At 43.0% G+C, this 12,384-nt stretch carries 14 protein-coding genes; 10 read left to right on the top strand and 4 right to left on the bottom strand.

The features are described 5' to 3' along the window. On the top strand, positions 1 to 214 hold a 214-nt coding region (locus tag L1D50_RS16105), incomplete at its 5' end, for a hypothetical protein (protein ID WP_239966407.1). Between the two features lie 155 nt (positions 215 to 369). On the opposite strand, the gene hemE is transcribed toward L1D50_RS16105, so the two are convergent. Beyond that, on the bottom strand, positions 370 to 1,434 hold the full coding sequence (hemE, locus tag L1D50_RS16100; RefSeq protein WP_010374544.1) for a uroporphyrinogen decarboxylase: 1,065 nt from the start codon (positions 1,432 to 1,434) through the stop codon (positions 370 to 372). Between the two features lie 466 nt (positions 1,435 to 1,900). Here hemE and rsd point away from each other — a divergent pair, with 466 nt between their 5' ends. Then, entirely contained in the window at positions 1,901 to 2,371 is a 471-nt protein-coding gene (rsd, locus tag L1D50_RS16095) for a sigma D regulator (RefSeq protein ID WP_239966406.1), read from the top strand. Positions 2,372 to 2,446: 75 nt separating this feature from the next. On the opposite strand, the gene fkpA is transcribed toward rsd, so the two are convergent. Continuing rightward, on the bottom strand, positions 2,447 to 3,199 hold the full coding sequence (gene fkpA, locus L1D50_RS16090; RefSeq protein WP_193554554.1) for an FKBP-type peptidyl-prolyl cis-trans isomerase: 753 nt from the start codon (positions 3,197 to 3,199) through the stop codon (positions 2,447 to 2,449). A gap of 268 nt (positions 3,200 to 3,467) precedes the next feature. Here fkpA and L1D50_RS16085 point away from each other — a divergent pair, with 268 nt between their 5' ends. After that, complete coding sequence (locus tag L1D50_RS16085; protein ID WP_239966405.1) at positions 3,468 to 4,481, top strand: hypothetical protein; 1,014 nt, start codon at positions 3,468 to 3,470, stop codon at positions 4,479 to 4,481. After that, positions 4,478 to 4,690 (top strand): SlyX family protein, encoded by a 213-nt coding sequence (locus tag L1D50_RS16080; protein WP_010374533.1) that lies wholly within the window; start codon positions 4,478 to 4,480, stop codon positions 4,688 to 4,690. Before L1D50_RS16085 ends, L1D50_RS16080 begins: the two co-directional genes overlap by 4 nt. Before the next feature lie 28 nt (positions 4,691 to 4,718). Here L1D50_RS16080 and L1D50_RS16075 read toward each other — a convergent pair whose 3' ends face one another. Then, on the bottom strand, positions 4,719 to 4,919 hold the full coding sequence (locus L1D50_RS16075) for a YheV family putative zinc ribbon protein (RefSeq protein WP_010374531.1): 201 nt from the start codon (positions 4,917 to 4,919) through the stop codon (positions 4,719 to 4,721). Between the two features lie 130 nt (positions 4,920 to 5,049). Here L1D50_RS16075 and L1D50_RS16070 point away from each other — a divergent pair, with 130 nt between their 5' ends. The 6 genes from L1D50_RS16070 to L1D50_RS16045 all read left to right on the top strand — a co-directional run bounded on the left by L1D50_RS16070 (position 5,050) and on the right by L1D50_RS16045 (position 10,532). Then, positions 5,050 to 6,978: an ATP-binding cassette domain-containing protein gene (locus L1D50_RS16070; RefSeq protein ID WP_239966404.1), complete on the top strand. Its 1,929-nt coding sequence runs from the start codon at positions 5,050 to 5,052 to the stop codon at positions 6,976 to 6,978. Then, positions 6,972 to 7,421, top strand: a complete 450-nt coding sequence (locus L1D50_RS16065; RefSeq protein ID WP_128725617.1) for a TIGR02444 family protein — start codon at positions 6,972 to 6,974, stop codon at positions 7,419 to 7,421. Before L1D50_RS16070 ends, L1D50_RS16065 begins: the two co-directional genes overlap by 7 nt. A gap of 173 nt (positions 7,422 to 7,594) precedes the next feature. After that, positions 7,595 to 7,741 carry a hypothetical protein gene (locus L1D50_RS16060; protein ID WP_010374526.1) on the top strand — a complete coding sequence of 49 codons (147 nt, stop codon included), beginning with the start codon at positions 7,595 to 7,597 and terminating at the stop codon, positions 7,739 to 7,741. Positions 7,742 to 7,988: 247 nt separating this feature from the next. Further along, complete coding sequence (locus tag L1D50_RS16055; RefSeq protein ID WP_128725618.1) at positions 7,989 to 8,996, top strand: hydrolase; 1,008 nt, start codon at positions 7,989 to 7,991, stop codon at positions 8,994 to 8,996. Position 8,997: 1 nt separating this feature from the next. After that, a complete protein-coding gene (locus L1D50_RS16050) occupies positions 8,998 to 9,243 on the top strand; it encodes a YheU family protein (RefSeq protein WP_010607914.1) in 246 nt (81 codons plus the stop codon). 104 nt (positions 9,244 to 9,347) lie between these two features. Beyond that, the gene (locus tag L1D50_RS16045) at positions 9,348 to 10,532 is read left to right on the top strand and encodes a dipeptidase (protein ID WP_239966403.1); all 1,185 of its coding nucleotides are present in this window, start codon (positions 9,348 to 9,350) and stop codon (positions 10,530 to 10,532) included. Positions 10,533 to 10,626: 94 nt separating this feature from the next. On the opposite strand, the gene L1D50_RS16040 is transcribed toward L1D50_RS16045, so the two are convergent. Next, a complete protein-coding gene (locus L1D50_RS16040) occupies positions 10,627 to 12,216 on the bottom strand; it encodes a methyl-accepting chemotaxis protein (RefSeq protein ID WP_138522515.1) in 1,590 nt (529 codons plus the stop codon). Between the last annotated feature and the right edge of the window lie 168 nt (positions 12,217 to 12,384).

Here is a 12,384-nt window from a genome sequence, read left to right as displayed (position 1 = left end):
ATATTTTGTCTGTTCATATATTTATATAAAAAAGGAAAACAATATGAAATTAAAGAAGAGAAACATCCTCAACCTTAAGCCAACAATGCTCAAGCAAGTTTCTGGTGGTGGCAATGGGGGTGATGGTGCTCAACCTAGAGCTCAGTATGTCCAGATGACGATTAAACCACAAGGTGGTGGTTCCGATGGCGCTCAACCTACAGTGAGTAAATAACTGAGAACACCAATCACTGATGTTTTATACCAATTATCTTTATTAAGTGGTCTATGTTGAGGTGAGAAAAACTTTCCTTGCCTCTAGATTTAGAGACAAGGAAAGTTTTATAAACCTAAAGTTAGCTCGCCTACACTGACTGTGATTGGTCTAGCTTATTTATGGTACTGACGACTAAACTCGTGTACAGCATTGATAAACACGCCCGCGTTTTCTGGGTCAACATCAGGTGTAATGCCATGGCCTAGGTTAAATACGTGACCGTTACCTTCACCAAAGCCAGCTAAAATATGCTGAACTTCTTCACGAATGCGCTCATGAGTACCGTGTAGCATTGAAGGATCCATATTACCTTGTAGTGCAACTTTATCGCCTACACGACGTTTTGCATCGGCGATATCAATCGTCCAATCAAGGCCAACTGCATCACACCCAGTAGCTGCAATTGCTTCAATCCATTGACCGCCGTTCTTCGTGAATAATGTCACGGGTACTTTACGACCGTCATTTTCACGAATAAGACCGTCTACAATTTTGTGCATATATTGTAGTGAAAACTCTTTGTAGTCACGTGGGCTTAACACCCCACCCCAAGAGTCGAAGATCATTAGCGATTGCGCACCAGCTTTTACTTGCGCATTTAGGTAGTCGATAACCGAATCAGCCACTTTATCTAGCAGTAAGTGCAGTGTCTGCGGCTCCGCAAACGCCATCTTTTTAATCTTACCGAATGTTTTGCTGCTACCACCTTCAATCATGTAAGTTGCTAGCGTCCATGGTGAGCCAGAGAAGCCTATAAGTGGTACTTCACCTTTAAGCTCACGACGAATTGTACTCACCGCATTCATTACATAACCGAGCTCATCGGTTGGATCTAATTTTGGTAGTTTTTTAACGTCGTCTAACGATTGGATAGGACGCTCAAACTTTGGACCTTCACCGGTTTCAAAGTAAAGTCCAAGTCCCATTGCATCTGGAATAGTCAAAATATCGCTAAACAGAATCGCCGCATCAAGTGGATAACGACGCAGTGGCTGTAATGTCACTTCACAAGCCAGTTCTGCATTTTTACAAAGACTCATAAAGTCACCAGCTTGGGCTCTGGTAGCACGATACTCTGGTAGATAACGACCAGCTTGGCGCATCATCCATACTGGTGTGACGTCAACTGGTTGTTTTAATAGCGCTCGTAAATAACGATCGTTTTTTAATTCGCTCATAGCGTCTCTATTCCAATACTTAAATTCAATTGTGCGGATTGTATCACTAAGTGCACATGGGCACTATCTAAACTATCGTTACCAGCGTCCCGCTATGATCTAGATTAAATCACACTTTATTAGGAACAAATTCATAAGCTTGTGTAAAAATCATCGAAACAAGCGATTAAACTGTTTGCAACACGATTAAAAGGTTGGTATAAAATTACCGCGTTAGAAAAATAACAACAAAACACCTTCAATTAGAAAAATAACAACATTACGCAACAAGCTAAACTGCTATTTTGAACCACCTTGAGTTTCTCTCGGTGGTTTTTTTATTTTTATCCTCCTGAATTTGTTAACATTCCCGATAATCAAACCAATAATCTTTTGATCTTTTTCAGCTTTTACAGAAAAAATTGGTTGACCTTTTGCCCCGTTTCCCTTTCCATAGAGGTAGGTAACCCGCTTAAGGAGAATCACTATGCTTTCGCAGTTAGAACAAGCCCAACAGAAATGGGGAGGCAGCCATAGTGTAATTGATGCATGGTTAGCAGAGCGTCAGGAACTATTGGTTTTATATTATAAAGTTGCAGGATGCTCACCAACTCGAAATGGTAAAGCACTACCTGAGCAGGTTGACATTCAGTCATTCTGTCAGATTTTGATGGACTACCTTTCAGCTGGTCATTTTGAAATTTATGACAACATTGTTGAAGCCTGCAAAGAAAAAGGCCCTGAGAGTGCAAAATTAGCACAATCGTTGTACCCACGGATCACAGAGACGACTGATACCGCACTTGATTTCAACGACAAGTACGCTGAAGTAAATCAAGAAACGCAAGAATTGACAGACTTCGATAACGACTTGTCTGTATTAGGTGAGACGCTTGAGTTACGCTTCCAATTGGAAGATGAACTTATCGATAACCTTTATTCTAATCACACAGAATAGTCTACATTTGCGGGAACCAGCATACAAAAAAGGTGAGATAGCTATCTCACCTTTTTCGTTGCAAGCAATATCAAATTACTCAGCAGCTTCTTCAGCTTCACCTTCAATATCTAGCAGCTCAACTTCAAATACCAATGTTGAATTAGCTGGAATTTTACCAAGGTCACGAGTGCCGTATGCAAGATCCGCTGGAATAGTAAACTTATACTTAGCGCCAACATTCATTAGCTGTAGACCTTCAGTCCAACCAGCGATAACTTGGTTTAGGCGGAAGCTTGCAGGTTCATTACGCGCATAAGAGCTATCGAACTCAGAGCCATCTAGTAAAGTTCCCTTGTAGTGTACTTTAACCATGTCAGTTGCAACTGGCTTTTCACCATCGCCTTCGCTTAGCACTTCATATTGTAAGCCTGAATCAGTTACTGTAACGCCTTCTTTTTTCGCATTCTCGGCTAGGAACTTATCACCTTCTTCTTTATTTTTCTTCGCGTCAGCTTCAGCTTTTGCTGTCTGCTTTTCACGAACAGAAGAATCTAGCGCAGTTAGCACTTCACGAATTTTAGCTTCGTCTAACTTGGCCTCACCAGCAAGTGCATCTTTAAAGCCACGCATCAGCAGCTCTTGATCTAGTTCGATACCTAGCTCTTTTTTGTCTGCTAAATCTTTTTGCAAGAAGTTACCAACTGAAGCACCGATACCGTATGCTTGCTGTTGCATTTCAGTATCCAACTTAACTTCAGCAGGCTTTTGCTCTTCAGCTTTTTTATTACACGCTACTAGTGCTAACACTGAAGCAGCAACGAGTGACAATTTAATCGTCTGTTTCATTCTCAACTCTCCGACAGTCCCTACTATCAAAACACCAATGCTCGCGCAAGAGAGCTTGATATGCGGTGCCATTGTTAATTTTATATTAATAAGAAAAGGTGCTAGCCACATTAACATTCTCTGATCAGAATGCCAATATGCATTTGCTTGCCATTATCGCGTAACGACATTACGCTTTTAATACGCTAATATCAAAATAATATCTTGTTTTTAGTGCCTTTAGTCTACCTGTTGTAGACTTCGGAGTTAAGGAGGATTTACCTAATTTATGGTCAAACTCGCCAACATTAAGTGGACAAGCCTCCTCTTTGCATGCGCGATGCTCAGTTGCTTCACCTTAACCGGCTGTGGCCCTGATACTTCAAAAGCCGTTATGACCGTAGAACATGCCAGCAGAGGCGCATTTTCTGCTGCGATCTCTGTGGATGGTCACTACAGCCTAGTTTCTTCCATAGAGCATGGGGCCGTACTTTGGGATAATCAAGAGCAAGGCCTCAAATTTCAATGGCGTCACTCTGATGCGCCCGACGACCTTATTCACTCACTAGCTTTAGCCAATGACAACTCCACAGCCGTTACAGCCACTGATAAGACATTCGCTATCTGGAGTGTCGAAAACGGTCAAAATCTAGGGTATTTCGAGATCGAGTCTGGCACTATCCGAGATATCACTATTAGCAATGCGGGCCGATATTTACTCTATGCCCGTAGCGATAACGTTGTCGTTCATCTCGACTTAGAAAGCGGAAGGCGAATAGAGTTCCTTGGACATCAAGAAAATATCAATTCTATTGCCATGTCTCCCAATGGCCACTTTGCCTTAACCGGAGGCAACGACTATACCGCTTACTTTTGGGATACTAGAACGGGGCAAGTGATCCATCGCTTTAATCACCCAAGTCGCGTGACCAAAGTTGCATTAGATGACCAAGGAAGATTTGCTTTTACCGCAGATAGCATGAAAAAAGCGAGCATTTGGCAATTAACTTCTGGTGATCTCAAAGCACAATTACAGTATATTGCTCGCCAGAAAATTTTCAGTGCAGTGCGCTTTAATCAAGACGCTACGCTCTTGGCCACCGGCTCACCTAACCGTGAGCTTATTTTATGGCGAGTAAGTGATGGTGAACGACTGCAAACTTGGCGTGTACAACCCCGGGAGGGAAGCCGCCCCAAGTCTGCGGTTGTATTTGACGTTGCTTTTCAAGACCGAGACACTGCACTGTTAACCGAAAGTTCCAGCGGACTACTGGAAAAATTTGCGCAGGTGAAAAAGCCATGAATGAAATCGAAAACAGAATTACTGAGCTTGAGGCTAAGCTTGCCTTTCAAGAAGATACAATCGAAACCTTAAATGAAGAGTTGAAGGCACATCAGCAGCGCTTGGCTAAAATGCAACGTCAAATTGAGCTATTGGCTGAGAAAATGAAAGAAGGCCGCGATCCTGGTTTAATGCCTCAACATCAAGAGCCACCACCACCGCACTACTAACAGACTAATTGAAAACCGGGATGAAAACTCACTCCGGTTTGAACACCCCAATGACTTGCTCAAACTGGCGTGTAGAAGCCTGTACCGCGTCTTTCGGCTGTGACATTACATGGCCACACTCAACACATTCAACTTTTTCAACATCATGCTCTTTGTAGAGCATCATTACGTCGATTTTTTGGCATTCTGGACAACTCGCCCCTGCAATAAAACGCTTCTTAACTTTCAACTCGACACCTCTAATGAACACTGAGTCTAAGGTTTGTCATTTTATCCTAATTTTATTTGTCATGATACGCTTGGAGTAAGTGATTGGATCCATGTTATGATGCGCGCAATTTAGACAGACTTTTAGAATTATGATCCAACTTTCTGATATCGAGCTACTTCGTGGCAGTAAAACACTGCTAAAACAAGCTAATGCAACGCTTTACCCACAACATAAGGCGGGTCTTGTCGGTGCCAATGGTTGTGGTAAATCTTCTCTCTTTGCGCTGCTAAAAGGCGAGCTGCAACTCGATTCTGGTGATTTTTCTATTCCAAAAGATTGGTCTATTGCATCGGTAAAACAAGAAACCCCAGCACTCTCCATTAGCGCACTCGAATATGTACTACAGGGACACCCTGAATACTATGTATTGAGAACGCAGCTACAACAAGCGGAGCGGGATGGTGATGGTGAACTACAAGCAAAAGCACACCAACAGCTAGAAAACATCAAAGGGTACAGTATTGAAGCCAAAGCGGGTGAACTACTCCATGGCCTTGGTTTTAGCAATGAACAGATAGAGTTTGCCGTTAGCGACTTTTCTGGTGGTTGGCGCATGCGCTTGAACCTTGCGCAAGCGCTGATCCGCGATGCCGATTTATTGCTTCTGGATGAGCCAACTAACCACTTGGACTTGGATGCTGTTTATTGGCTAGAACGCTTTTTGCGCGCCTATCAGGGTACATTAGTGCTTATTTCTCACGACCGCGAATTTTTAGATGCTGTTGTTGGTGAGATTTGGCATATCGACCAACAGCAGATCAACGTCTATAAAGGTCACTATTCTCAGTTTGAGCGTCAAAAAGCAGAGCGCATGGCACAGCACCAAGCGCTTTACGAAAAGCAACAAGAAACGATTGCACATTTAGAGAAGTTTATTACCCGCTTTAAAGCGAAAGCGAGTAAAGCAAAACAAGCGCAAAGTCGTGTGAAGGCCCTTGAACGCATGGAAATGCTCGCGCCCGCTCATGCAGATTCACCATTTAATTTTGAATTTGCAGATCCAACAAGCTTACCTAATCCATTGATGACACTAGAGCAAGCCAAAGCGGGCTATGGTGACGTTACCATTTTGCATGACATCAAGCTTAACCTCGTCCCAGGTAGCCGTATTGCGTTACTTGGCCGCAACGGCGCAGGTAAATCGACCCTAATCAAGTTACTTGCCGGCGATTTAACTCCACAAGCTGGTGAAGTGTTTCAACACCAAGGATTAAATGTAGGCTATTTTGCTCAGCATCAGCTTGAATCTCTCGATCTTGAGGCCAGTGCGGTTACCCATATTCAACGTCTAGACCCTAAAGTACCAGAGCAGCTTATTCGCGATTTCTTGGGCGGTTTTGCTTTTCATGGTGATAAGGCCCTCGAACCCGTTGTGCCGTTTTCTGGTGGCGAAAAAGCACGACTCGTACTTGCAATGCTAGTGTATCAAAAGCCTAATCTGCTGTTACTCGATGAGCCGACTAACCACCTAGATTTAGAAATGCGACACGCACTTGTGATGGCCTTACAAGGTTTCGAGGGTGCAATGGTAACGGTTTCCCACGATCGCCACATGCTGAAAAATACCGCTGACGAGTACTATTTAGTTGATAATGGGACCGTTTCTCAGTTCGGCTATGACTTAGATGCCTACTACCAATGGCTTATGAATGCCAATAAAGAGCAAGCGAAACCAAGCGCCTCAGAGGCTGAAACAAAGCAAAACTCTAATGCCAATCGTAAAGAGCAAAAGCGTCTTGAAGCCGAGTTCAGAAAAGCCATTCAACCGTTGAAAAAGTCGATTGAAAAGCTCGAAAAACAGCTCGACAAGCTCACTGAGCAAGCAGATGAAATTGAGCAAGCTTTGGCTGAAAACAGCCTATACACGGACGAGAACAAAGCAAAATTAAGTGACTTACTGGCAAAACAAGCCAAGATAACCCCTGAGCTTAATGACACAGAAGAAAACTTATTAATGGCACTGGAAGAGTTAGAAGAAAAGCAAAACCATTTCGATGAGACTGGAGAGATATGCTAAGTCGTAAAGACTTTTGGCAGTTTGCCTGTGAATTCTACAGCCGCCCGCAAATGCAATCGCGGCTGCTGAATTTGCAAGATGCTGCAGACAAAAATATCAACCTCTGTTTGTTACTTTGTTACCTCGACACTTTAGCACTGACAATTACCCCCGACACCCTAGCCGCACTGGTAAAGACTGCTAAGCAATTTGACCAAGCGGTGCTACAACCCCAACGCGCGATCCGCCATACCCTAAAAACACATCATCAAGACTACCAAGACTATCAAAAGTTGCGTTCAGCGATGCTGGCTGCAGAGCTTGAGCTTGAAAAGCGTCAACAAGCGCTATTGCTGGAGACATTACAGCGATTTTCGTTTGCGCCACTGCAATCAAGTAGCAATGTGCAGCTCTATTTGAGTCAGAGTGAGTACGACGCTTTATTCAATAAGACTGACTTCTAAGCCATTAAATCAATATAAGCCCTGTTATTTACCCAACTCAGATATAAAACCTGATCGAGATCAAGCCTTTGCCTAGGTTTAATTTCACTCAGGATTGAAACTTGATCTTGATCATATCAAGCCCCTCAGACCTCCACTACTATTTACTCATCGACAAATTAGGAGGCACAGCCATGAACGTATTCTTTAGAGACTTTTTTTCCGACCCTGTGTTGTTTCTGTCTTTTGGCTTTTTAGGGATTGTAATTTTGCTGTGCTGTTATTACGTCTACTTTTTCATTAAAAAAGTCATGGACGCTGAAGTACCTAACGAACAATAGAACAGATTTAAATGTATTACCTTGGGGCGATTGAAGAATAAGTAGTAGAAGATCGGCTCGATGTAGTTCCCCAACTTGCAGAATTAAGCACGACGCACAAAGCACCTTATCAGTTTACTGGTCGGGTGCTTTTTATTTGCTTAACCCTCACCTGATAATACGTTAAACTGGCCAAAACCTGTTTTGCAACTGGATAGCTTCCTTTCTTTGCTTTGCGAGCAATCTTCAAAAAGACGCAGTTTCTATTATGAATCAAGCCATGAAAACAATAACAGCCAATAATTACGAATTTAAACCCGCTTGGTGGATGCGCAACCGCCATGCCCAAACCATACTTCCGCGATTCTTTAGGCCGAGATTACAGGTGCCCGTCGACTATGAAACACTAGACACACCAGACGATGATTTTTTAGAACTTGCATGGGCAAAACACGGGGATAAATCGGCACCGTTGGTTGTTGTGTTGCATGGGCTAGAAGGCAATATCAACAGCTTTTATGCAAAAGGCCTATTAAAAGCGTTGGTACACCATGGTTTTGATGCCGTACTGATGCACTTTCGCAACTGCTCACGTGAAGTGAATCGCCAAGCCAGAGCTTATCATAGCGGTGAAACCTCAGATCTTGGCTTTTTTATAGACACGCTAAAAGCCCGCTTTCCTAAACGGCCATTATTTGCGGTTGGTTTCTCGCTCGGTGGTAATGTACTTGCCAAATACTTGGGAGAAACCAAATCGCAAAGCGGTCTTGAGGCTGGCGTCGTCGTCTCAGCACCTTATCACCTTTCTTCCTCTTGTCAGGTGATCAGAAAGAGCTGCTTTAAGCTCTATCAAAAATACTTGCTAGACAGGATGAAGAAGTCTTTTTCACGTAAGCTAGACACCATCCAATCGCAAATTAGGATAGACAAGCCTGCTCTTTATGCCATTAATGACCTATGGCAATTTGACGACAAGATAACTGCACCACTACATGGCTTTAACGGTGCGGAAGATTATTACGCGCAAGCAAGTTCGCAGCCCTACTTAACCCAGATCACAACACCAACACTCCTAATACACGCCGAAGATGACCCCATGCTATCATCGCAAGCTGTGCCTACAGCCGCTCAGGTTAACTCACCAGTGACGCTCGCAGTGAGCCCACACGGTGGTCACGTAGGGTTTATTTCGGGAAGTAACCCCTTTAAACCTAGGTTTTGGCTAGAAAGCGTTATTCCACAGTATTTACAACAAATTTATAGTAAGGCTAAGTAGTATGCTCATTCCCTATCAACAACTTCCACAAGAGACACTGGACAACCTTATTGAGCACTATGTGCTTCGTGAAGGAACAGACTATGGCGATACTGAAGTCAGCACCGAGAGCAAAGTAGCGCAAGTGAAAGCACAACTAAAATCCGGAGAAGCGCTGATCGTTTTCTCGGAATTGCATGAATCGGTGAATATAGTTAGCAAACAACAGTTTCAAGCAATGCAAGCACAGGAGGATTACGAGTATTAGGAAAACCTTTTATTCCTTATAGTTATCGCTAATCGTAAAGAGTTGTCGAAGTGACAAGAGTTGTTACAATCAAAATTCTATAACTATAAAGGAAAGGTAATCTTATGAAGCTCGGCACTGCTCTTTGCGCCCTAGCGCTGGCTGTTTCTACCGCCTATGCAACTGAATACACAGCCTCTGAGCGCGCAGTTAAACTCGCTCACGATAACATCCTAATTGATACACACATCGACGTTCCATATCGCATCCAAAGTAAATGGGATGATGTTAGCCAAGCAACCGAAAGCGGTGATTTTGATTACCCTCGCGCGGTAAAAGGCGGTCTTAATGCGCCATTTATGTCTATTTATATTCCTGCTAATTTAGAGTTTGAAGGTAAAGGTAAAAGCTATCAACTCGCTAATCAACTGATTGACGGTATGGAAGCCTTAGCGCACCGCGCACCAGATAAATTTGCGATGGCATACACTACCGACGACATATATACGCAATTTGACAATGGTATTATGTCTATCGCGATGGGTATGGAAAATGGCTCACCCATTGAAGGTGAGATGAAAAACCTTAAGCATTTTTATGATCGTGGTGTCCGTTATATCACCTTAGCACACTCGCAAAGCAACCATATTTCTGACTCATCTTATGACGTACGCCGTAAATGGAAAGGCTTAAGCCCATTTGGTAAAGAGCTTGTGGTTGAGATGAATAAAATTGGTATGCTCATTGATGTATCACATATTTCAGATGACGCCTTTTATCAGGTAATGGATATTTCAAAAGTGCCCGTCATCGCTTCACACTCATCTCTTCGTAAATACACGCCTGGTTTCGAGCGCAATATGGATGACGAAATGCTCAAAGCCTTGGCAAAGAATGGCGGCGTGATCCAAATTAACTTTGGTTCGAGCTTTGTGACGGCAAAAGCAGGTGCTTGGTATGACAAGCGTGATGAAGCACAAAAAGAAGCTAAAGATAAAGATCGCACCGACTTTAGGGCAGCATTTAGAGCGAAAAACCCGTTCCCATTTGCCACACTTGATCAAGTGCTAGATCACATTGATCACGTCGTTAAGTTGATAGGGATAGATCACGTAGGCATTGGTTCAGATTACGATGGTGTGGGTGACTCACTACCTGTTGGCCTGAAAGACGTGTCAACGTATCCAAATCTTGTGCAAGGTCTCTTAGATAGAGGCTACAGCGACGCTGATATCAAAAAGATTTTAGGTGGCAATACCCTGCGCGTATGGAAACAAGCCGAGGCTTACGCAAAGAAGTTTGCTAAATAACCAGTAAGAACATCCCTTATCCAAACCTCAGGTTAAATAACTGTTCAAACGACTGATTTTATAGGGTGTGCCGCACAGCGCACCTTACAATACCCTAGACTTTAAACTGAGATAATTCATCCACCAATTTACTGGTGACTCGCAGTACATCATCCGAAATTTGGTGCGTTTCTCCAGACAAGCGCTCGCCATTCAATGTTCTGTCATTTAAATCGGTTAGACTACTGCTAATCTCAGTAGATACTGCGTTTTGCTGCTGAGTTGCATGAGCGGTTTGTTCTGAAAGCTCAGTCACTTTAACCGCACTTTGTGCAATTAATTCCAATAACTCGGTTGCCTTTGCAAAACTTTCGACCGCAATATCAACATATTGCTTACCGCCTTCAATGGTCTTTTGTGAGTCCTCTACACTGTGTGAGAATGCTTCCAACATCTTCTGAATATCATTAGTGCTGTCTTGTGTTCGAGTAGCCAATGACCTAACCTCGTCCGCTACCACCGCGAATCCACGCCCTTGCTCACCAGCTCTTGCCGCTTCAATTGCCGCGTTGAGCGCTAATAAATTAGTTTGTTCAGCAATTCCGCGAATAACATCGAGCACTTGCGTAATGTTTTCAGAGTTTTTTTGTAAGGCTAACGAACTGGAAAGTGCCGCTTCCATATTATCAGCTAGATGAGTGATTTTTTGTTTTGAATCTGCCAACACCGTTTTACCTTGTGCTGCGTAGCGATGTGAAGCTTCAGCTTCTTTTAATGAGTTTTCTGCCACCGACGAGACTTCTTGGCTTGAGTGACTTAGCTGATGCACCGCGCTAACAATGGTATGTGATGACTTACCAAGCGAATCGATTAGGTCATGACTCTGCGTTGCATAACGACTCAGTTTTGACGACAAAGCCGATAATTCACCGCCATCTTTAACAAGGGCTGTAACCATTGCCTGTAAACTATCAAGAAAATGATTAAAGTTTAGCGACAGCTTTGCAAACTCATCGTTTCCTTTGATTTCAATGCGACCAGTTAAATCTCCATCCCCAGAGGCGATTTCAGAGATTCTATCGGAAACAAAATTTATCTGCTTTGCGAGCTGACGAGGGATTCGATAGGCAATCCAGCACGCAATACCAAGAAGAAGTAAAGCACCAACACCAAGCCCCCACTTTATTTGAATAACCTCAGAAACCACTATCGCACGACTTGCAGCAGATTTTTCATCGGCTAATTCACCTGCTCTATCAAGCACATCACGAACCGCACTAAATAACTTGGCAGACTTAATTTGAAGCGCCTTATCTGTCGGGGCTTTGATACTCGCCACCGTAACGCGATACCAGCTTTGGAAATCTACATCAAAAGTTGCAAAACTACCAAGCTCACTTTGGTGGAGCGACATAAACTGAATATATTTTTGATATCGCTGTTTGACCTGTTCGGCGTTTTCTTCAAAATCCACCCACTTATCTTCACCAGCTAATAGTTTGAGGTAAGCTTCCTGAGCTTGATAAAAGTCCCTATCCGCATTGAGTACCACTGACACGGCTCTTAAATAGTTCTCAGTTTGTATTTCAAGTGCTGATTGCACTTTATTGAGCAGCACTGAAAAACCAAAAAACACAAATAACAGCACGATCGTTAGCACAGCCGTAGGCAACGAACTTTTGACTCTAATACTATGTAAATCCATCTTCATACACTTCAAATAAGAGATAGTAAAAGCCTAGACCATATAAAGATTTATAGACAAATAATCTTCATCCATGCAAAAGAAAACAAAGTAATCACATTTCATTATTTTTTTACAACAACACTTCTTTGTATTATTTTTAAGCAGAACAAGCTATCGGTTTCGTGA

Origin of the sequence: Pseudoalteromonas sp. Isolate6 (assembly GCF_022398435.1) — a bacterium.
In the GTDB taxonomy this organism is placed as follows: domain Bacteria; phylum Pseudomonadota; class Gammaproteobacteria; order Enterobacterales; family Alteromonadaceae; genus Pseudoalteromonas; species Pseudoalteromonas galatheae.
Note: the sequence above shows the minus strand (reverse complement) of the source record. Positions and strands in the feature narration are given on the sequence as shown.

Coding starts and splice junctions, on each gene's coding strand:
- rsd (WP_239966406.1), top strand. CDS start 1,901: ATGCTTTCGCAGTTAGAACAAGCCCAACAGAAATGGGGAGGCAGCCAT.
- fkpA (WP_193554554.1), bottom strand. CDS start 3,199: ATGAAACAGACGATTAAATTGTCACTCGTTGCTGCTTCAGTGTTAGCA.
- L1D50_RS16050 (WP_010607914.1), top strand. CDS start 8,998: ATGCTCATTCCCTATCAACAACTTCCACAAGAGACACTGGACAACCTT.
- L1D50_RS16065 (WP_128725617.1), top strand. CDS start 6,972: ATGCTAAGTCGTAAAGACTTTTGGCAGTTTGCCTGTGAATTCTACAGC.
- L1D50_RS16045 (WP_239966403.1), top strand. CDS start 9,348: ATGAAGCTCGGCACTGCTCTTTGCGCCCTAGCGCTGGCTGTTTCTACC.
- hemE (WP_010374544.1), bottom strand. CDS start 1,434: ATGAGCGAATTAAAAAACGATCGTTATTTACGAGCGCTATTAAAACAA.
- L1D50_RS16060 (WP_010374526.1), top strand. CDS start 7,595: ATGAACGTATTCTTTAGAGACTTTTTTTCCGACCCTGTGTTGTTTCTG.
- L1D50_RS16085 (WP_239966405.1), top strand. CDS start 3,468: ATGGTCAAACTCGCCAACATTAAGTGGACAAGCCTCCTCTTTGCATGC.
- L1D50_RS16040 (WP_138522515.1), bottom strand. CDS start 12,216: ATGGATTTACATAGTATTAGAGTCAAAAGTTCGTTGCCTACGGCTGTG.
- L1D50_RS16070 (WP_239966404.1), top strand. CDS start 5,050: ATGATCCAACTTTCTGATATCGAGCTACTTCGTGGCAGTAAAACACTG.
- L1D50_RS16080 (WP_010374533.1), top strand. CDS start 4,478: ATGAATGAAATCGAAAACAGAATTACTGAGCTTGAGGCTAAGCTTGCC.
- L1D50_RS16055 (WP_128725618.1), top strand. CDS start 7,989: ATGAATCAAGCCATGAAAACAATAACAGCCAATAATTACGAATTTAAA.